Genomic DNA, 17,802 nt, shown 5'->3' with positions numbered 1-17,802 from the left:
CGGTGGCATGCCGGATGCTCCGGAATTGCCGACAAGAACGAGAACGAGGTCCCCACGTGACGCCCCTCCTCCGCCTGCTGTCGACGTGTCTGTGTGTCTGTCTCCTGGCCGCCTGCGACGTGCCTCCGGATGGCGGAGAGCCTTCCCTGGAGACGCAGTCCTTCGCCGCGGGCAGCGACGGCTTCCACACCCAGGGCACGCAGCTGCACGGCACGCCGATGACGTCCGCGTCCTTCACGGGGGGCACCGTGAGGTACGAGGGCACCAACCGGAGCGCCACGCTGAAGCTCCTCCAGGGAGAGCTGGCCGCCACCATGCCGCTCCAGGTCACCGGCACCACCGCGAGCCTGCAGGCCTGCACCGGCTACTACGCCACGGGGGTGGGACGGAGCTGTGGCTGGGGCGTGGAGGGACAGGGCACGTGCACGCCGGGCACCTCCGTCCGCCTCACCAGCGGGGCGTGTGGCACCGAGGCCGGAAGCTGCTACGGCAACCCCATGGTGCGCGTCTGCGCGGGCGAGCATCCCTGCGAATACCGGGGCCGCGACTACCTCGCCTCAGGAGATGAGGCCACCGCGTGCGTGTCGTCCTGCCCGGACGTCTCGTTCGTCTGCCCCCCCAGCGGCGTCTACACGGTGCTCGCCGGAGCATCCTCCTACTCCACCCTGCGCTGGGGTGTGACGCTGGCGGCGAGCAGGGGCCTCTACCCCGCGACGTCGAAGCAGCTGCGCGGCACGGAGTTGATTGGCGCGGTGATGCTCACGCAGCCCGGAGCCACCACGGGCTTCCGCCTGGAAGTCGTCGACGCCATCAACGCCAACAGCGTCGCCAGCCCCGATGCCGAGGAGAAGTGGGACTCGAGTGGCGAGACCTTCCTGTACCGGGTGCGCTACGGGCCCAGCTACGGCACGCCCACGACGGAGCTGTGTGCGCAGAGCGCGGGCCCCGCGGGCTGGGCCTGGGCCGTGCCCATCAGGGGCGTCTTCAACAGCGTGACGGGCCACCGGACCGACAGCACCACCGTGTTCACGCTGGGGTGTGAGTCGGGGGTCATCGCCAAGTGCTACCGCTGGGGCTACAAGCCGTGGCTGGACGGCTCCGCGACGGGGAAGGTGACGCTGGCGCACCATGCGTGCACCCGCATGGCGCGCGCGGACTACTGCGGCAACGGCTCCTCGTTCACGCAGAACGGCACGCCCATCCGCCCCTGGGACAGCCTGACGCCAAACATCATCCCCGCGCCCCCGCCGGATGCGGGCGTGCAGGGAGTGACGTTCGAAGCGGGCTGGAGCCCGAGCGGCCCCGCGTGCCTCAGCCACTGGCGCTGGAAGCACCTGCCCGCGCAGCAATGCATGGAGCTCAACCCGCCCATCTATGACAACGACGGCGGCATCGTGAATGACTGCCGGGACGCGGACAACATCGCGGGCCCCTATATCGGCCCCACCAGCAAGTGCTCGCAAATCTGCAACAGCGCCGAGGACGCACAGCAGGTCTACGGCAGCCAGGTCTTCAACGAGTCCGCCAGCAACACGCTGGACGGCGGCGTCGGGTACTGAAGCGGCCTACTCCGCCAGCTTCACCCAGTCCTCCTCGTCGGAGAACACGTGCACGCCCAGGCGCAGGGCCACCTCCGGGCTGGCCTGCGCCGCGGGGCCGCCCACCCAGAGGGGCACGCCCGGGGGCAGCGCCTCCACGACGCGTGACAGCGTGTCCCCGAACACCTCCGCGCCCCTGTCGTTCACCGCCGACAGGCCCACGAAGTCCGGCCGCAACTCCGCCACCGCGCGGCCCAGGTCCACCGCCGGCATGCGCTGCCCCAGCAGCGTCACCCGCACGCCCGAGTGCCGCAGCCGCAGCGCCACGCCGAGCAGTCCCAGCTCATGCTCCTCGTCCGGGAAGCACGCCAGCACCGCGTGCCTGCGCCCGCTGTTCGGCGCCGCGTGCAGCAGGCTCACCACCCGCGCCCGCACCACCTGCGTCACCAGGTGCTCCTGCGCCACCGACAGCCGCCCCGCGTGCCAGCGCTCTCCGATTTCCCGCTGCAACGGGGCCAGCACGTCGTCGAAGGCGCGCAGCGGCGGCAGCGCGGCGAGCACCTCGTCCACCACCGCCGACACGCGCGCCTGGTCATACGCGCCGGCCGCGGCCAGCGCCGCCTCCAGCCACGCGTCCACGCGCGTCCCCCGGGCGTCGTCCGTGACGGCGGGAGCCTCCGCGCCCAGCTCCGCGCGCAATTGCGGCAGCAGCTTCGCCGCCTCGCTGATGGCCACGCCCTCGTCGGTGAGCGTCTTCAGCCGCTTGAGCAGCGCCACGTCCCGGTCCGTGTAGACGCGGTAGCCGGCCGGCGTGCGCCGCGGCTGGAGCACGCCGTAGCGGCGCTCCCAGGCGCGGATGAGCTCCACTCGCACTCCCGAGAGCTCGGCGGCGATGTGGATGCGGTAGGTGCGCTCGGCCATGTCGCGGGTGAAGTCAGGTACGACGATTCTGGGCGTTGCGCACCTGGTTCCAGATGGCGACGAGCTCTTCCGAGGACTCCGCGTACTGCGCCCCGAGCGTGAAGAGCGTCTTCAGGTGCTCCCGGGCGCCGGCCCCTCCTACCACGACGGGGAAGGGCGCGCAGGCCCGCAGTGCGTCCCCCAGCACCTCCAGGAACTCGTCCGGCTCGCGTCGGCGCACGAAGGACAGCGCCACGACGTCCGGCCGCACCTGGGCGCAGGCGACGTGCAGCGCCTCGGCCGGCGTGTCCGCGCCCAGCAGCGTCACCCGCCAGCCCTTGCGCTTGAGGTGCAGCGCCAGCGCCAGCAGGCCCCCCTCGTGGTGGTCCCTCGCCGGGCACGCGAGCAGCGCGCGGGGCCCGTCCTCCGCGGACTCCACCGCGTCCAGCACCTGCCGCAGCCGGTGGCGGATGAAGGCGGACGCCAGGTGCTCGCGCGCGATGTCCAGCCGCACGCCCATCTCCCGCAGCAGCGGCATGAGGAAGGTGTCGCAGTACGCCTCCACGTCCATGGCGGCCTGCGCCTCGTCCAGCACCCGCGTCACCTCGTCCCCGTCGAGCACCATGACGGCGGACCAGAAGCGCTCGTTCAGCTGCACCGGCGGAGGCAAATCCCGCAGCGGCGTGGCGCGCACCTGGGCAATCGCCTCGCTCACCGCCAGGCCGTCCTGCTGGATGAGGCGCGCGACGCGGCGGATGGCCTCCACCTCGTCGCGCGAGTACACGCGGTAGTTGTTGCCCTCGGTGCGGTGCGGGCGCGGGAAGCCATAGCGCCGCTCCCACGCGCGCAGCGTGGCCTCGCGGATGCCCGTCAGCCGGGCGATGGTGCGGATGCGCAACGTCATGGCGCCAGCCCCCGGGCCGCGTCCCAGCGCTCCGCCACGCCCCGCGCTCCGGACACCACCTGCGTGAAGCCCTCCAGCGACGTCGCCGCCGCCACGCGCTTCACCACCGACTCCAGGCCGCTCTGGAATTGCGCCAGCGGCCCCGGCGGGTGCGGCGTGCCCACCTCCAGCAGCACGTCCGGACGCTCGTGCTCGAAGAAGGCGTAGCGCACGCCAATGGGCACGCACTCCACCTTCGACACGCGCGCCAGCAATTCCACGCCTCGCTCCAGCTGCAGGGGCAGCACGCCGAAGGGGCGGTGCTCGCCCTCCGGGAAGACGTACAGCGCGGCGCGCGGCCGGCGCAGCAGCGCCTTCGCGTAGCGCAGGGACTCCACCGACGACACCGCGTCCTTGCGGCGGATGCTGAAGGCGCCGATGCGCGCGAGGAAGCGGTAGCGCCGCAGGTTCTCCTCCTCCATGAGGCAGTAGGAATCCCACCCCGCCGCGCGGCCGAGCTGGTGCAGCATGAAGCCGTCCCACCAGTTGCAGTGGTTCAGGTACACGAGCCGGCCTTCATCCCCCGTGGGCAGCGTGCCGCGCACCCACAATCCGCGGAACGCCGAGCGGAACTTCCACCCGATGTACGCGTCCAGGGCCCACCCGAGGGGGCCGCCTTTGGCATCACGAATCAAGATGCCCGCGCCTCCCGCGCCCGGGAGACCAGCGCGGTGAACAGGGCCAGCCCCAGCGACACGAGGATGCTGGTCAGCAGGAAGAAGAGGACCTCCTCCAGCGGGACGAGGCCCAGGTACACACCCAGGTGCCGGCCTTCGCCGAAGTTCCAGATGCCCGTGGAGATGGCCAGGTGGTCCGCCACCGAGAGGTAGACGCCGATGACGAACGCCGGAGGCAGCACCGCTCGCAGCACCGCGCCCGCGCGCTCCTTGTAGTGGCGCACCAGCACGATGAGCTGCAGGAGGATGAGCGGCAGCGTCCACGCGAGCAGGTGGATGAGGTAGGCCCACTTCGTCTCCATCATGGCGCCGCCTCCCGGGCCGTGAGCTTCCGGCCCTCGGAGCGGGGCTCGGGCCGCCGGGCCACGGGCTCCTTCTCCAGCGCCCGCGACAGGCGCGCGCGCGCCCACAGGCCCACGAGCAGCGTCTGCAGGCCGAAGAAGAGGTACTCCTCCAGCGGCAGGTAGCCCAGTTTGATGCCCCAGATGCGCTCCGGGTCGAAGCCCCACAGGCCCCACTTCACCGCCAGGTTGTCCCAGGGCGACGTCGCCACGTAGACGACGACGAGCAGCATGCCCATGGGCGCCAGGCTCCGCGCGGTGAAGGTGCGGCGGTAGCGCCACACCAGGAAGAGGATGGGCAACACGACGAACAGTCCGAGGAATCGCGCGTAGGTCATCCCGGTCCTCCACTCAGCTCCGGCCACACCCGGACCATCCGGCCCCCGGGTTGAAGCGCATAGGTTCGGCCCCGCCACGTCACCGTGCCCTGCTGCCACAGCGAGCACACGAAGGCCGCCAGCAACAGCCCCTCTCCCAGCAGCCAGTCCGTCAGCGCGTACGGCCGGCCCGGGTCCGCGCCCGTGTTTCCCGTGGGCGCACTGAGCGCGGCCAGCCGCAGGGCGAGCAGCGTGCGCACCCCCACGAGCACGGCCACCGCGCCCGCGAGCACTGGCGAGCCGAGCACGAGTGCCAGCAGCACCAGCGGCAGCGTGGGCGTGAAGAGCAGCGGCACCGTGGGGTAGAGCGCGGGGCGGTGGCTGGCCAGCACCTGCATCCACCGCGTGAAGCGCGCCAGCGGCGTGCCCCAGGACTCCACCGTGCCCAGCGGCACCACCGCCGGGGCCGTGCTCAAGGCCACGTCCAGCCCGCGCGCGTGCAGCCGCTTCGACAACTCCAGGTCCTCGCCGATGTGGTCCGCCAGTTCCTTCAGCGCGTCCATCGCCACGGGCGACAGGCCCAGCGCCTTGCCGCACACCGCCTTCGCGCCGGCGCTCATCACGTCCAGCGCGCGGAAGCTGTGGTGCGTGTAGCGCAGCAGGCCGGCCATGGCGCGACTGGCTCCGTCCTCCGGGCTCACCGGCGTGGGCGCCGCGGTGCTCAGCGCCGCGCCCGAGGCCACGGGGGCCGCGAGCCCTTCCACCAGCGCGCCCGTCACCGCCACGTCCGCGTCCACCGCGAGCACCACCCGGCCCTGCGTCTGGAGCACCTCCAGCGCGTAGAGCAGGTGGCCGACCTTGCGGTTCGGGGTGAGCGGGTCGCTCGGCAGCCAGCGCACGCCCGGGGCGAGCCGGGGACGGTACGGAGACACCACCACCTGCTCCAGCGGCCCCGCGTAGTCGATGGGGGTGGCCAGGTTCTCCAGCTCGCGAGGCGTGGGCGCGTCCACGGGGCGAAGCAGCAGCACGGGGACCTGCGTGCTCCCCGTCGCTGCCGGGCGCCGCGAGCGCAGCAGCCGCGCCAGCGCCACGCCGCTGAAGCCCGTGGCCAGCACGGCCCATGACAGGGACATGAGCGCCAGCGCGTTCATGCCGCCCGTCCCATGCGCGTGCGGAAGTGCGCCATCCAGCGGATGAACGGAGAGTGGAAGCGACGGAAGTCCGCCACCTCGCCCATCGAATCGAACCGGTCCTTGCGCGCCTCCAGCCGTGCGTAGAAGGGCGAGGACTCCAGCAGCCGGGCCTCGCCCACCACTTCATTGCCCGCATGCAGCCGCGACGGCACCCGCAGCCCCCACCCCGTCATGCTGGTGGGCCGGGTCTCCTGCGCCACGCCCCGCTCGCACAGCACGCCGCGCGCTCCCGCCACCACGCGCAGCGGCGGCACCCCGTCCGGCAGGTGGTAGTCCACCACCGTCTCGTCCTCGCGGTGCGTGCGCGCCCAGTGCCAGCCGGACAGCCGCGCGCCCAGCAGCTCATCGCCGTGGTTGGTGTCGTGGTAGCCCATCCCGTCCGCCTCCACGCCCAGCGACGGCACCTCCAGCCGCGCCTTCGCGCGCGGCGCGAGCGCCTGCCAGTAGTGCGGCAGCTCCGGCATCAACCGCACCACCTCGCCCACCGGCGTCATCGGCTCCAGCGAGAGGCTCGCGCGCACCGGCCGGCCCCACGGCGCCGTCCAGTCCTCCACGTCCATGCGCACCGGCCCCGCCCCCGCCGAGTACGTCAGAGTGGACCGGCCAATCCGCAGCTGCCCCGGCGACACCACCTCCGCCCTCGAGTACTCGCTCAGCACCCACAGCTGGCGCACGCCCTGGTGGTACAGCGCGAAGTTCACCGCGCTGTGCTCCAGCGGCCGTCCTCCGCGCCGCGCCGCCACCGAGTAGCGCGGCGAGAAGAGCGAGCCCAGCATGAAGATGCACACCGCGCTGAACGGCCCCGCGGTGACGTCCGCGTAGAACCACCGATATGCGCCCGCCGCGTCCGGCAGCGCGGGAAGGTCTCCCAGCGGCCTCATGCGCTCCTCCGCAGGTGCTGCGATGCCAGCTCCGCCGCGAACCGCCCGGACAGCATCACCAGCGGCACCCCGCCGCCCGGGTGCGTGCCCCCGCCCGCGAAGAACAGGCCCGGCGTGCAGCCGCGAATCCGCGGCCGGCGGAACGGACCGAACTTCCCGTGCGGCAGGAAGCCGTAGATGGAGCCCCCCGGAGCCCCCTGCGCCGCCAGGTCCACCGGCGTGCGCTGGCCGATGACGCGCGTGCGTCCTCGCAGCTCCGGGAAGTGCTGGTAGAGCTTCTCGAACATCTGCGCCTTCGCCCGCTCGGCGCCCAGCTCCCAGGCCCGCGCGGCTTGCTCCGCCTCCGCCTGTCCCACGGGCAGCGCCGGCGCGTTCACCATGACGAACAGGCCCGTGCGCCCCTGCGGCGCCATGGTGGCGTCCGTCGCGGACGGGTTGCAGAAGTACACCGTCGGGTCCGACGCGAGCTGCCCGTTGAACAGCTCGTTGAACTCGCGCCGGTAGTCCCCGCCGAAGAGCACCGTGTGGTGCGGCAGCCGGGGACGCCCGTCCACCTCCATCAGCAGCACGCAGCCCGACAGCGCGAGCGGCTCGTCGGCCCGGCGCAGCGACTCCAGCGGGTCCGCGTTCACCACCACGCTGTCATACGGCTCCGCGTCGCCCTGGGGCCCCACGCGGTAGCCGCCCGCCTTGCGCTCGAAGCGGGCGCGCGTGTTGAGGTGCACCGTCACGCCCAGCCGCCGCACCGCCACGCCCAGCGCCTCCACCAGCGCGCCCACGCCGCCGCGCGCGTGGTGCACGCCGTAGGCATGCTCGATGTGCGGAATCAGCGCGAAGGCCGCGCTCGCCTGGTATGGCGACGCGCCCGCGTAGGTGGCGAAGCGCCCCACGTACTGCCGCATGTGCTCCGTCTTGAAGTGCCGCACCGCCAGGTCATGCAGGGTGCTGAGCTTCATCCCCGCCATGACGGCGCCCACGCCGCGCTTCGCCACGCGCGCCATGAAGCCGGCCATGCCCTCGAAGGGGGCCTCCAGGTACGGCTCCCCCGCCGCGCGCCAGATGGCCGCGGACTCCTGGTAGAAGCCGTGCACGCCGCGCTTCTCGCTCGGCCTCAAGTCACAGGCGCTCTCGGCCATGCGCTCCAGGTCCTTGTACGCGGTGAGGCCGCACCCGTCCGTGAAGCGATAGGTGCACTGCGGCTCCAGCTCCGTGAGCGGGGGCAGCAGGTCCGCCGCGTCCAGCTTCTCGAAGGTGCCCCGCACCAGGTCCGGCAGCGTCAGCAGCGTGGGCCCGGTGTCCAGGGTGATGCCGTCCACGGTGACGGCCTGGGCCTTGCCGCCCAGCGAGGCGCTCCCCTCGAAGAGCGTCACCGCGTGGCCTTCCTTCGCGAGCAGCCCGGCCGCCGTGAGGCCACCGATGCCGCCGCCCACCACCGCGACGCGGGTGCGCTTCATCCCCGGGCCTCCTTCCGCCGGGCGACTTCCGCCGCGAGGATTTCCCTCGCGCGCTCCGGCCGGTAGACGCGCTCGCGAGACAGCCGCTCCGCGACGATTTCGATGAGCTCGCCCTGCGCCCCCGCCTCCGCCGCCACGCGCCGCGCGTGCAGCGCCATGTGGCCCTTCTGGATGCCCTCGGTGGACAGCGCCTTGAGCGCCGCCAGGTTGGTGGCCAGCCCCGCCGCCCCGGCGAGCCCCGCCAGGTCCACCGCGCCCGACACCCCCGCCAGCTTCAGCGCCCGCTGCACCCCCGGGTGCGTGCGCGCCGCGCCGCCCGCGGTGGACGTGGCCAGGGGCATGAGCAGCTCGCCCTCCAGCATGCCGTCCCCCGCCGCGCGCCACGTGGTGAGCGGCCGGTAGCTGCCCGAGCGCGCCGCCCACGCGTGCGCCCCCGCCTCCACCGCGCGCCAGTCATTGCCACACGCCACCAGCACGGCGTCCACGCCGTTCATCACGCCCTTGTTGTGGGTGACGGCGCGGTACGGGTCCAGCTCCGCGAAGCGGTGCGCCGCGAGGATGCCGTCGCGCACCGCACCACCGTCCGCGAAGCCCTCGGACACCAGCGCCGACGCGGGCACCCGGACACGCACGTGCACCTTCCGCCGGTCCGCCAGGTTGGTGAGAATCTTCAGCCCCGGCCGAGCGCGGGCCAGCTCCGCCAGCCGGGGCGCCATGCCCTCCGCCACGGAGTTGACGCAGTTGGCGCCCATGGCGTCGCGCGTGTCGATGTGCAGGTGCACCACCAGCGTGGTGGCGTCCAGCACGCGCACCTCCAGCTCGCGCGTGCCGCCCCCGCGCGCGCACATGGCGGGGATGAGCGCGTCCGCCTCCGCCAGCAGCAGGGCGGCGTGCGCGTGCAGCGCCGCGCGCGCGGCCTCCAGCGAGGGCACGTCCAGCAGCTCCACCTGCGCGGTGGTGATGGGCGGGTCCGCCTCCACGGTGAAGCCGCCGCCCTCCGCGCACAGGCGCGCGGCATAGGAAGCCGCGGCGATGATGGAGGGCTCCTCCACCGCCATGGGAATCAGCCGCTCCCGGCCGTCCACCACGAAGTTGAGCGCCAGGCCCAGGGGCAGCCCGTGGATGCCGACGACGTTCTCCACCATGGCGTCCGCGCACGCCTCGTCGAAGCCGGCCAGTCCCTCCAGCGACGCCGCGTCCTCGGGAGCCACCCAGCGCGCCTCCACCAGCCGCGCGCGACGGCGCTCCGGGGACTGCCGGTAGAAGCCCGACAGGCGGGAGGTGCGCTTTATTTGAAGACTCTTCACGCGGTCATCGCTCATCGCGTCCTCACCCTCCCGTCCCCGTGGGCAGCAGCGGCACGCCCGCGTCACCCCGGGGCGCGGGCAGCGCCGAGCCGGGGCGCATGAAGACGCCCGTGGCCAGCGCCAGCTTTCGGCGCATCGTCACGTGCGCCCGCGCGCTGAACACGTCGTAGTCGCGCGCCTCGATGTCCCGCAGGATGTCGCCGTAGATGGCGCCCATCATCCGCACCATCCGCTGGCTGCCGAAGCCCTGGAGGTAGTGCACGCCCGCGGCGGCCCGCGCGTAGTACACGCGCGCGCGCTCCACCTGGAAGCGCATGAAGGCCCGCCACCGCTCGTCCACCCTGCCGCGCCGCAGGTCGTCCTCGCCCAGCCCGAAGGCGGCCAGCTCCTCGGCGGGCAGGTAGACGCGGCCCCGCTCCAGGTCCTCGCGCACGTCGCGCAGGATGTTGGTGAGCTGCATGGCCCGGCCCAGGTCCGCCGCCGGCTGCGAGGCCTTGACCTCCGCGCAGCCCAGCACCGGCGTCAGCATCAGCCCCACCACGCCCGCGACGCGGTAGCAGTAGAGGTCCAGCTCCTCCCACGTGCGGTAGTGGCTCTTCGTCAGGTCCATCTCCATGCCGGAGATGAGGTCCTGGAAGGGCTGCTCCGGAATCCGGTAGCGGCGCACCGTGTGCTTCAGCGCGGCGAACTCGCTCGGCTCCCACGGCGACTGCGCCTCCGCCGCCATCAGCCGCTCGGCGGGAGAGCCCAGCTCCGGCGACGCCAGCTCCGGCATGGGCAGGTACACCTCCGCCACCATCTGCCGCGCCTTCGCCAGCCGCACCGACAAATCAATGGGCACCACGTCGGGCCCATCCCCGTCCACCAGGTCGTCCAGCCGCCGGCAGAAGGCGTAGAGGGCGAACGCCGCCTTCCGACGCTGGCCGAAGAGGAGGTACGAGGCGAAGAAGAAGCTCTTCGCGTGGTGGCGCGTCACCTCCTTCGCGCGCCGGTAGCCGTCCTCCACCAGGTCCTGCTGGTCGTGCGAGTTCATGCGGCCACCTCTTCCATCGAGCGGGGCGCGCTCTCGCGCGGGGGCAGGGAGACACCCGCGTCACGGGCCCAGCTCAGGAGCCGCTCGGTGACGAGGCGCGCGGAGATGAGCACCGTGGGCAGCCCCGTGCCGGGCTGGGTGGAGGCCCCCACGAAGAAGAGGTTCTTCACCCGCTCGTCCTGGTTGCGCGGACGGAACGGGCCAATCTGCGTGAAGTTCTGCGCCAGCCCGAAGGCGCTGCCGCGCGCGAGGTTGAAGGTGGACGCCCAGTCGTCGGGGGTGAAGATGCGCTCCACCTCGATGTCGGACTCCAGCCGGGGGAAGCCCAGCTCCGCCAGCCGGGCAAACACCTTCGCCCGCACCTTCGGGCCCTCCTCCCTCCAGTGCACGTCCGGGTTCTGGTGCGGCACCGGCACCAGCACGTAGAGCGCGTCCTTGCCCTCGGGCGCGAGCGACGCGTCGGTGCGCGTGGGCACGTTGACGTAGAAGCTCGGGTCCTCCGGCACGCGGAAGCGCTCGAAGATGTCGTCGAACGAGCCCTTGTAGTCCCGGCCGAACACCACGTTGTGGTGCAGCAGCTCGGGGACCTTCCGCTTCATGCCCAGATAGAGCATGTAGCCGCTGGACGTGTAGCGCAGCTTCTCCGGGCGCTTGAGCCGGGTGGCGTTCGGGTCCAGCAGTGTCTCGTACGCGTAGGGCAGGTCCGCGTTGCACAGCACCGCGTCCGCCTCCACCACCTCGCCGCTGGCCAGGCGCACGCCCGTGGTGCGGCTGCCGTCGGTGAGGATGCGCTCCACCGGCGTGCCGTAGTGGAACCGCACGCCCTCCTCGCGCCCCAGCCGCTCCAGCGCCTTGGGAATGGCATACAGGCCGCCCTTGGGGAACCAGATGCCCACGCCCAGCTCGGTGAAGGGCAGCAGGCCGTAGACGGCGGGCGACGCGAAGGGCGACACGCCCAGGTACATCGTCTGGAACGTCATCGCCGCGCGCAGCCGGTCGTCCTGGAAGTAGCGGCTGACGTCCGCGTACATGCGGCGGTGCGCGCGGACCTTCAGGATGCGCGCGAGCACCTTCGGCGAGAAGTAGTCGGAGATGCCGTCGTAGTTGCGGCCCACCAGGTAATCCAGCGAGGTGCGGTACTGGACGCGGCCCTGCGCCATGAAGGCGAGGTAGCGCTCGTAGCTGCCCGGCTCCACGCGCTCCAGCTCGCGGCCCATGGCGCACAGCTCGGAGGTGAAGGTGACGTCCGAGCCGTCGCGGAAGTGCACACGGTAGTTCGGCTCGCACCGCAGCAGCGTCAGGTAGTCCTCGATTCGGCGGCCCAGCGCGCGGAAGGTCTCCTCGAACACCTCCGGCATCAGCACGATGGTGGGACCGATGTCCCACGTGAAGCCATCCACGCGCAGCTGGTTGCAGCGCCCGCCGGGGCCGTGCGTCTTCTCGAAGACCTGGACGTCGAAGCCCTGGTGCGCCAGCCGCGCCGCGGCCGCGAGGCCTCCGACGCCCGCGCCCACCACCACCACCCGCCTGCCCTGCGTCCGTGCGCTCGTCATGGCGTCCTCAAGCGGCGCGGCGCGCCAGGCGGGCGATGAGGGCGTCCAGCAAGTCCCTCACGCCGTGCGGGTTGGGCAGCGACTGCAAGGAGCGACGCGCGGCGCGCGAGGCCCGGTCCACCATGCGCTCGCAGGCGGCGCGTCCGCCCCAGTGCTCCACCAGCGCGCGGGCGCGCTCGAGCGAGGCCTCGTCCTTCTGCTCCACCGGCAGCGCCCACAGCGCCTCCAGCTCGTCGCGCGCGGCGGCATCGGCGCGGGCGTAGGCGGCCAGCACCGGGAAGGTGCGCTTGCCCTGCGTGAAGTCGCCGTCCGTGGCCTTGCCCGCCACGCTCGGGTCGCCGAAGAGACCGATGAGGTCATCGCGCAGCTGGTAGGCGAGCCCCACGTGGCGGCCCACGCGCTCCAGCCCTTCCAGCAGCTCCGCGCCGGCACCGCCGAGCATGGCGCCGCACACCAGCGGGGCACAGAAGCCGTAGCGCGCCGTCTTGAGGTAGGCCACGCGCAGCGTCTGGAAGAGCGTCACCTCCGACAGGGGCGCGCGCCCCAGGTCGAGGTCCAGGTACTGCCCGGCCGCGGTGTGGCGGCACACGCCCAGGTAGTACTGCATCACCCGGGGCGCGCCGGGCAGCCCGGAGGCGAGCATGGCCTCCAGGGAGCGGGCGAAGAGGTGGTCTCCCACGACGACGGCAAGGTCCTCTCCCGCGCGCCCGGGCGACAGCATGCGGTGCAGCGCCGGCCCTCCGCGCCGCAGCTCCGCCTGGTCCGCCACGTCGTCGTGGATGAGCAGGAAGGTGTGCAGCAGCTCCAGCCCCGCCGCGAAGGTCCACAAGCCCGCGGGCACCGCCGTGCTCCCCCGCGCCAGCGAGTGCCCCGCCACCACCAGCGCCGGCCGCAGCCGCTTGGCCGGCCGCAGGGCGTACGTACGGGCCTGCTCCATGGCCGCCGCCCAGCGAGGGTCCAGATTGGACTCGTCCGGCAGCTCGAAGAGCGCCTTGAGCGAGGCCTCCACCTCCGTCTGCACGAGCTGCAGCCAGGCCTGCTCCAGAGGAAGCGCTCCCGGAAGGGGCCGAGCGTTGCGAACCGAGAGTGCCATGTGGCGTTCCTCCATGAAGCCTGTCCCCTTCGTTCCTAGAGGTAGCGTTTGCGTCCAGAGCTTGTCAAGGGTATGTCTAAGGTTTGCAAGAACCTTGTACACGGAGGTTCCCTCATGAAGGCGTGGATCGCAGGAGCGTTGACGGTGGCCCTGGCGACGGGCGGTGCGTACGGCGGAGAACCTGCGTACGGGCCAGTCGACGCGACGTTACGCACCTCGGCTGGTGAAGAGGTGCGCTTGTCCCGGTGGCGCGGGAAACCGGTCATCTTGTTCTACGAGGACAAGGACTCCACGACACTCAACCTGCCCTTGAAGGAAGCCCTCTTCTCCCGAGGCAAGGAAAAGGGCCTGCTGGGCTCCGCGTCGGTGGTGGCGGTGGCCAACCTGGAGAAGTTCGACTTCTTCCCCGCCCGGCAGATTGCCCTCTCGTACGTCCGGGACGAGGAGAAGAAGGTGGGCGTGCCCATCCTCGTGGACCTGGACGGGACGCTGGGCGCCGCGCCCTGGGATTTGCCCAAGAAGACGTCCAACGTGCTGCTGCTGGACGCGACGGGGGCGCCCGTCTTCCGGCACTCGGGGAAGATGAAGCCGGAGGAGCAGGAGGCGTTCTTCGCCACGCTGAGCCGGCTCATCGGCGTGGACCTGTCGGCGCCCGCGGTGCCTCCCACGGCGGCGGGGGACCGTCCATGAAGGTGGCCGTCACCGGGGCGACGGGGTTCCTGGGTCCAGGCCTTGTCCAACGTTTGCTGGCGCAGGGGCATGAGGTGCACGTGCTCGCGCGCAACGTTGAACGGAGCCTGAGCCGGCTTCCCGAGGGGGTGACGGGCGCGGTGTACGACGCCGTCACGCCGCTGGCGCCGGTGGCCCTGGAGGGAGTGGACGCCGTCGTCCACCTGGCGGGCGAGCCGGTGGCGCAGCGGTGGACGAAGGAGGCGAAGCACCGCATCCACGACAGCCGGGTGGTGGGCACGCGGCTGCTGGTGGAGGCGATGAAGGCCGCGGGCACGGTGAAGCGCTTCGTGTCGGCGTCGGCCATCGGCTACTACGGCGGCACGCGCGGGGCGGAGCCGCTGACGGAGGAGAGCTCGCCCGGGGACGACTTCCTCGCGCAGGTGTGCCGGGGCTGGGAGGCGGAAGCCACGCGGGCGCGCGAGGCCGGCATCCGCACGTCGGTGGTGCGCATGGGCGTGGTGCTGCACCCGGAGGGCGGCGCGCTGCACAAGATGCTGCCGCCCTTCCGCATGGGCGCGGGCGGCCCGGTGGGCAGCGGCAAGCAGTACGTGAGCTGGGTGCACCGCGAGGACGCGCTCGACTTGCTCCTCTTCGTGCTGGAGCACCCGACGCTGGAGGGCCCCGTCAACGCCACCGCGCCCACGCCCGTCACCAACGAGGCCTTCGCGCACGCGCTGGGCCACGCGCTGGGCCGGCCGTCGGTGATGCACGTGCCGGCCTTCATGCTCAAGGCGGCGATGGGAGAGATGGCGAAGGTAGCGCTGGAGGGCCAGCGCGTACTGCCCAGACGTGCACAGGAGGCGGGCTTCACGTTCCGCCATCAAGACTTGGAGGCGGCGCTCAAGGAGTTGCTGACATAGGTTGCGCCGCATGGATGCGAAGACGCTGGAGGCGCGGGCCCGCGCGGAAGGCACGCCGGTCATCGAGGGAGACACCGCCACCTTCGTGTGGCGCGGGCGCGGACCGGTGTCGGTGCTGGGGGACTTCCAGGACTGGCGCGGCGAGCCCCTGCCGCTGGAGCGCGTGGCCCCCGGCCTGTGGGCGCGCACGGTGACGCTGCCCCGGGACGCGTATGCGGAGTACGTGCTCCTGGACTCGCGCGGCAACAAGGTGGAGGACGCCTTCAACCCGCGCACGTCGGACAACGGCTTCGGTGACTTCAACCACTGCTTCTACATGCCCGAGGGCGGCCCGCCCGAAGTCCTCCAGCGCCCGCGCGGAGCCCCCCGGGGCCGCGTCACCCGGCACCTGCTGGAGACGGAGGACATGGCGGTGGGCGGCAGGCGCTCGGTGGCCCTCTACGCGCCGCCCGTGCCCGGCCCGGTGCCGCTGATGGTGGTGTTCGACGGGGACGACTACCTCAAGCGCGTGAAGCTGCCGGAGTTGGTGGAGTCGCTGATGGCGCGGGGGCTGATGGGCCCGGTGGCGCTGGCCATGGTGTCCAACGGTGGCGAGGCGCGCAGCGTGGAGTACGCGTGCAGCGAGTACACCGTGTACCTGCTGCTGCGGCGCGTGCTGCCGCTGGCGCGCGAGCACCTGTCGCTGGTGGAGGAGCCCGGCGCGCACGCGGTGCTGGGCTCGTCCCTGGGCGGGCTGATGGCGCTCTTCACGGGCTTGAGGGCCCCCGAGGTCTTCGGGCGCGTGCTGGCCCAGTCCGGGGCCTTCGCGATTGAAGGAAGAGACCTCGTCGTCTTCGACCTGGCGCGGCAGACGCCCCGCCGACCGCTGGACGTGTGGATGGACTGCGGCCGCTTCGAGGTGCTCCTGGAGGGCAACCAGCGCATGGCGCCGCTGCTCGCGACTTCCGGGCATCGCGTGGAGTACCGGGAGTACAACGCGGGCCACAACTACCCGGCGTGGCGGGACGACTTATGGCGGGGATTGCAGTGGTTGTTCCCGGTGTCGTCCGCCAAACGCCGGTAAGCACTGCGGTTTACAAGTGTCAGGTGGTGAAGGTCCGGGGGTGCGCGGGGGAAGGGCCGACCCCACCCTTCCGGGAGGGACGCAACTGGCGCCGCACGCGTCCGATAACCTACATGGGAATTCCCCTGGCCCTGTCCGCCAGGGGATTCCACCGCTGGAGCTCCCCCATGTCGCGCATTGATGGTGGCAACCGCCCGTCCTCCCCCAAGGGCCCCGTGACGGAGCGCTCCGGAGCGGAGCGGCCGGACACCGCCGCCAGGGGTGCGCAGCCGGGCGCGGGGACGAAGGGCGGCCAGACGCACCGCGCGGTACAGCCCTTCCAGGGGCGCAGCGACTTCGAGCCGGACCGCCGTCCCACGCCGCGCGCCACGCCGGCCGTGGCTTCACAGACGACCGCGGCGCAGGACCTCGCGGCCGCCGCCGGAGCCGACGCGGAGCTGGAGTTGCTCTCCGAGTTCCCCGACCAGGCGGATGCGCAGGGCGGCCTCGCCTCCGCGATGCTCCACGCGCACGCGGACGAGCCCGCCTCGCAGGCCCGCATCGTCGAGCGCCTGAAGCAGGACGGCCGGCTGGAGTCCCTCTTCGGCGAGGTGTTCCGCGAGGGCAACCCGTTCGTCGAGCAGCCGCACCGCAATGCCGTCGTGCGCGCGCTCGACACCGCGCTCGCGCGGGGCACGGTGACGGGTGAGGAGCTGCGAGCCTTCGCCCGCGGTGCCTATGCGCAGGAGTGGCAGCAGATCGGCTCCGAGCTGGCGTCGCCCGCAGCGCCCGGGAAGAAGTAGACAGCGCTCCTCTGGTTTCGCGTCGTCCCTCCTCATGCACGTTCCTCGTCGACGAAGCTCGGTTGCCGGCCGGCGGACGCCAACGTCCTGCCGCCCTGTCGTGGTGCGCCGCGCACAGGGCCCCCACCATGCCCGGCTCCGCCCGCCGCCTCCGAGCCGGTGCGGTGGGAGGACGCGCCCCGCACGCCGCTCGGTGTGAGGGCACTCCGCGCGCGCTACGGGGCGACACTTCCGTTGCCGCTCTGTTCCATCTCCGCTCGCGTCAATGAGGCTCCTCGACGAGCTCGGGCTCTGCCCGAAGCGTCGCAACGCCTCCGTGATCACGGGGCACAGGTCCGCACCTCCCGGCCGGACGGATACGTCCGCCCCATCGCCTGCGCACACCCACGCTCGAGACCGCGGCGAAGAGCAGCGACCCACGCACGCGTCAGGTGCCGAGGCTCCCAACCAGCGACCGCGGCGAAGAGCAGCGACCCGCGCACGCGTCAGGTGCCGAGGCGCCCCATCAGCGCACCACGCACCGACTGGGCGATGATGCGCGCATCAGCGGAGAGCTCCTCGGGCAGCCAGTAGTAGAGGACCTTGCCGCCGGTCTCCACCTTCGAGCGCAGGAAGGTGAGGCCACCCGTCGCGGCGCGCTCGGGGCTCTTCGGGAAGCAACGTCCGCACAGACACGGCAGCTTCGGCTGCGCCTCGTGCGCCGTGAGGTTGGTGGGGCCGCCTCCGGTGTCCTCGCCGCCCGCGGTCTGGAGCAGCAGCGCGGCGTCCGCCGTGGTGAGAGCCCGAGGCGTCTGCAGCGACATGCCCAGCGCGCCCTTCGCGGCCTGGATGCCCTTGCCGGACTCGAAGCGAATCTTCGGGATGAGCGCGGTGACGTCGGTGATGGGCACGGTGTTGGGCCGGGAGCGCCAGCCCTCGGCGTCCGACTTGAGCCCTTCGAGCACCGCTACCAGCCAGAGCGCCTCGTTGGGTGGACGCACCGTGAAGAGGAACAGGCGCCCGCCCGAGCTCAGTGACGCCAGGTGCTTGCTGTTGCTGCGGTAGCGGTCCATCGGAAGCACGTCACCGGGCTTCTTGCCGGCGGCTTCCTTCTCGAACACCGCCTTGCTGATGATGGCCAGCATGTCGGGCATGT

At 72.2% G+C, this 17,802-nt stretch carries 18 protein-coding genes; 5 read left to right on the top strand and 13 right to left on the bottom strand.

All coding sequences use genetic code 11. The features are described 5' to 3' along the window. Positions 1-56 precede the first annotated feature (56 nt). Positions 57-1,559, top strand: coding sequence for an ADYC domain-containing protein (locus ACX9TP_RS05960; protein WP_482978748.1), 1,503 nt, complete (start codon positions 57-59; stop codon positions 1,557-1,559). Between the two features lie 6 nt (positions 1,560-1,565). Here ACX9TP_RS05960 and ACX9TP_RS05955 read toward each other — a convergent pair whose 3' ends face one another. Genes ACX9TP_RS05955 through ACX9TP_RS05900 form a run of 12 tightly spaced genes read right to left on the bottom strand, consistent with a single transcriptional unit; the run spans position 1,566 to position 13,230 of the window. Next, positions 1,566-2,459: a MerR family transcriptional regulator gene (locus ACX9TP_RS05955; protein ID WP_482978747.1), complete on the bottom strand. Its 894-nt coding sequence runs from the start codon at positions 2,457-2,459 to the stop codon at positions 1,566-1,568. A gap of 13 nt (positions 2,460-2,472) precedes the next feature. Next, positions 2,473-3,342 carry a MerR family transcriptional regulator gene (locus ACX9TP_RS05950; RefSeq protein ID WP_482978746.1) on the bottom strand — a complete coding sequence of 290 codons (870 nt, stop codon included), beginning with the start codon at positions 3,340-3,342 and terminating at the stop codon, positions 2,473-2,475. Continuing rightward, entirely contained in the window at positions 3,339-4,016 is a 678-nt protein-coding gene (locus ACX9TP_RS05945) for a lysophospholipid acyltransferase family protein (RefSeq protein ID WP_482978745.1), read from the bottom strand. The genes ACX9TP_RS05950 and ACX9TP_RS05945 overlap by 4 nt, the downstream gene beginning before the upstream one ends. Then, entirely contained in the window at positions 4,013-4,363 is a 351-nt protein-coding gene (locus ACX9TP_RS05940) for a lycopene cyclase domain-containing protein (protein WP_482978744.1), read from the bottom strand. The genes ACX9TP_RS05945 and ACX9TP_RS05940 overlap by 4 nt, the downstream gene beginning before the upstream one ends. Next, on the bottom strand, positions 4,360-4,737 hold the full coding sequence (locus tag ACX9TP_RS05935) for a lycopene cyclase domain-containing protein (RefSeq protein ID WP_482978743.1): 378 nt from the start codon (positions 4,735-4,737) through the stop codon (positions 4,360-4,362). Before ACX9TP_RS05935 ends, ACX9TP_RS05940 begins: the two co-directional genes overlap by 4 nt. Next, complete coding sequence (locus ACX9TP_RS05930; RefSeq protein WP_482978742.1) at positions 4,734-5,867, bottom strand: glycosyltransferase; 1,134 nt, start codon at positions 5,865-5,867, stop codon at positions 4,734-4,736. Before ACX9TP_RS05930 ends, ACX9TP_RS05935 begins: the two co-directional genes overlap by 4 nt. Then, positions 5,864-6,790: a carotenoid 1,2-hydratase gene (locus ACX9TP_RS05925; RefSeq protein ID WP_482978741.1), complete on the bottom strand. Its 927-nt coding sequence runs from the start codon at positions 6,788-6,790 to the stop codon at positions 5,864-5,866. Before ACX9TP_RS05925 ends, ACX9TP_RS05930 begins: the two co-directional genes overlap by 4 nt. Then, the gene (locus tag ACX9TP_RS05920) at positions 6,787-8,244 is read right to left on the bottom strand and encodes a phytoene desaturase family protein (RefSeq protein WP_482978740.1); all 1,458 of its coding nucleotides are present in this window, start codon (positions 8,242-8,244) and stop codon (positions 6,787-6,789) included. The genes ACX9TP_RS05925 and ACX9TP_RS05920 overlap by 4 nt, the downstream gene beginning before the upstream one ends. Continuing rightward, positions 8,241-9,551 (bottom strand): hydroxymethylglutaryl-CoA reductase, degradative, encoded by a 1,311-nt coding sequence (locus ACX9TP_RS05915; RefSeq protein ID WP_482978739.1) that lies wholly within the window; start codon positions 9,549-9,551, stop codon positions 8,241-8,243. Before ACX9TP_RS05915 ends, ACX9TP_RS05920 begins: the two co-directional genes overlap by 4 nt. A gap of 22 nt (positions 9,552-9,573) precedes the next feature. Then, positions 9,574-10,584 (bottom strand): phytoene/squalene synthase family protein, encoded by a 1,011-nt coding sequence (locus ACX9TP_RS05910; protein WP_482978738.1) that lies wholly within the window; start codon positions 10,582-10,584, stop codon positions 9,574-9,576. After that, positions 10,581-12,137, bottom strand: coding sequence for a phytoene desaturase family protein (locus ACX9TP_RS05905; protein ID WP_482978737.1), 1,557 nt, complete (start codon positions 12,135-12,137; stop codon positions 10,581-10,583). Before ACX9TP_RS05905 ends, ACX9TP_RS05910 begins: the two co-directional genes overlap by 4 nt. A gap of 7 nt (positions 12,138-12,144) precedes the next feature. Beyond that, positions 12,145-13,230, bottom strand: coding sequence for a polyprenyl synthetase family protein (locus tag ACX9TP_RS05900; RefSeq protein WP_482978736.1), 1,086 nt, complete (start codon positions 13,228-13,230; stop codon positions 12,145-12,147). Positions 13,231-13,497: 267 nt separating this feature from the next. Here ACX9TP_RS05900 and ACX9TP_RS05895 point away from each other — a divergent pair, with 267 nt between their 5' ends. The 4 genes from ACX9TP_RS05895 (at position 13,498) to ACX9TP_RS05880 (ending at position 16,667) form a co-directional block, all read left to right on the top strand. Beyond that, positions 13,498-13,920 (top strand): hypothetical protein, encoded by a 423-nt coding sequence (locus tag ACX9TP_RS05895; protein WP_482978735.1) that lies wholly within the window; start codon positions 13,498-13,500, stop codon positions 13,918-13,920. After that, positions 13,917-14,822 carry a TIGR01777 family oxidoreductase gene (locus tag ACX9TP_RS05890; RefSeq protein ID WP_482978734.1) on the top strand — a complete coding sequence of 302 codons (906 nt, stop codon included), beginning with the start codon at positions 13,917-13,919 and terminating at the stop codon, positions 14,820-14,822. The genes ACX9TP_RS05895 and ACX9TP_RS05890 overlap by 4 nt, the downstream gene beginning before the upstream one ends. A gap of 10 nt (positions 14,823-14,832) precedes the next feature. Continuing rightward, complete coding sequence (locus tag ACX9TP_RS05885) at positions 14,833-15,885, top strand: alpha/beta hydrolase-fold protein (RefSeq protein WP_482978733.1); 1,053 nt, start codon at positions 14,833-14,835, stop codon at positions 15,883-15,885. 167 nt (positions 15,886-16,052) lie between these two features. Continuing rightward, positions 16,053-16,667 (top strand): hypothetical protein, encoded by a 615-nt coding sequence (locus ACX9TP_RS05880; protein WP_482978732.1) that lies wholly within the window; start codon positions 16,053-16,055, stop codon positions 16,665-16,667. Positions 16,668-17,152: 485 nt separating this feature from the next. On the opposite strand, the gene ACX9TP_RS05875 is transcribed toward ACX9TP_RS05880, so the two are convergent. Next, positions 17,153-17,800 carry a hypothetical protein gene (locus tag ACX9TP_RS05875; protein ID WP_482978731.1) on the bottom strand — a complete coding sequence of 216 codons (648 nt, stop codon included), beginning with the start codon at positions 17,798-17,800 and terminating at the stop codon, positions 17,153-17,155. Positions 17,801-17,802: the final 2 nt, after the last annotated feature.

The organism is Pyxidicoccus sp. M15 (genome assembly GCF_056858435.1).
Note: the sequence above shows the minus strand (reverse complement) of the source record. Positions and strands in the feature narration are given on the sequence as shown.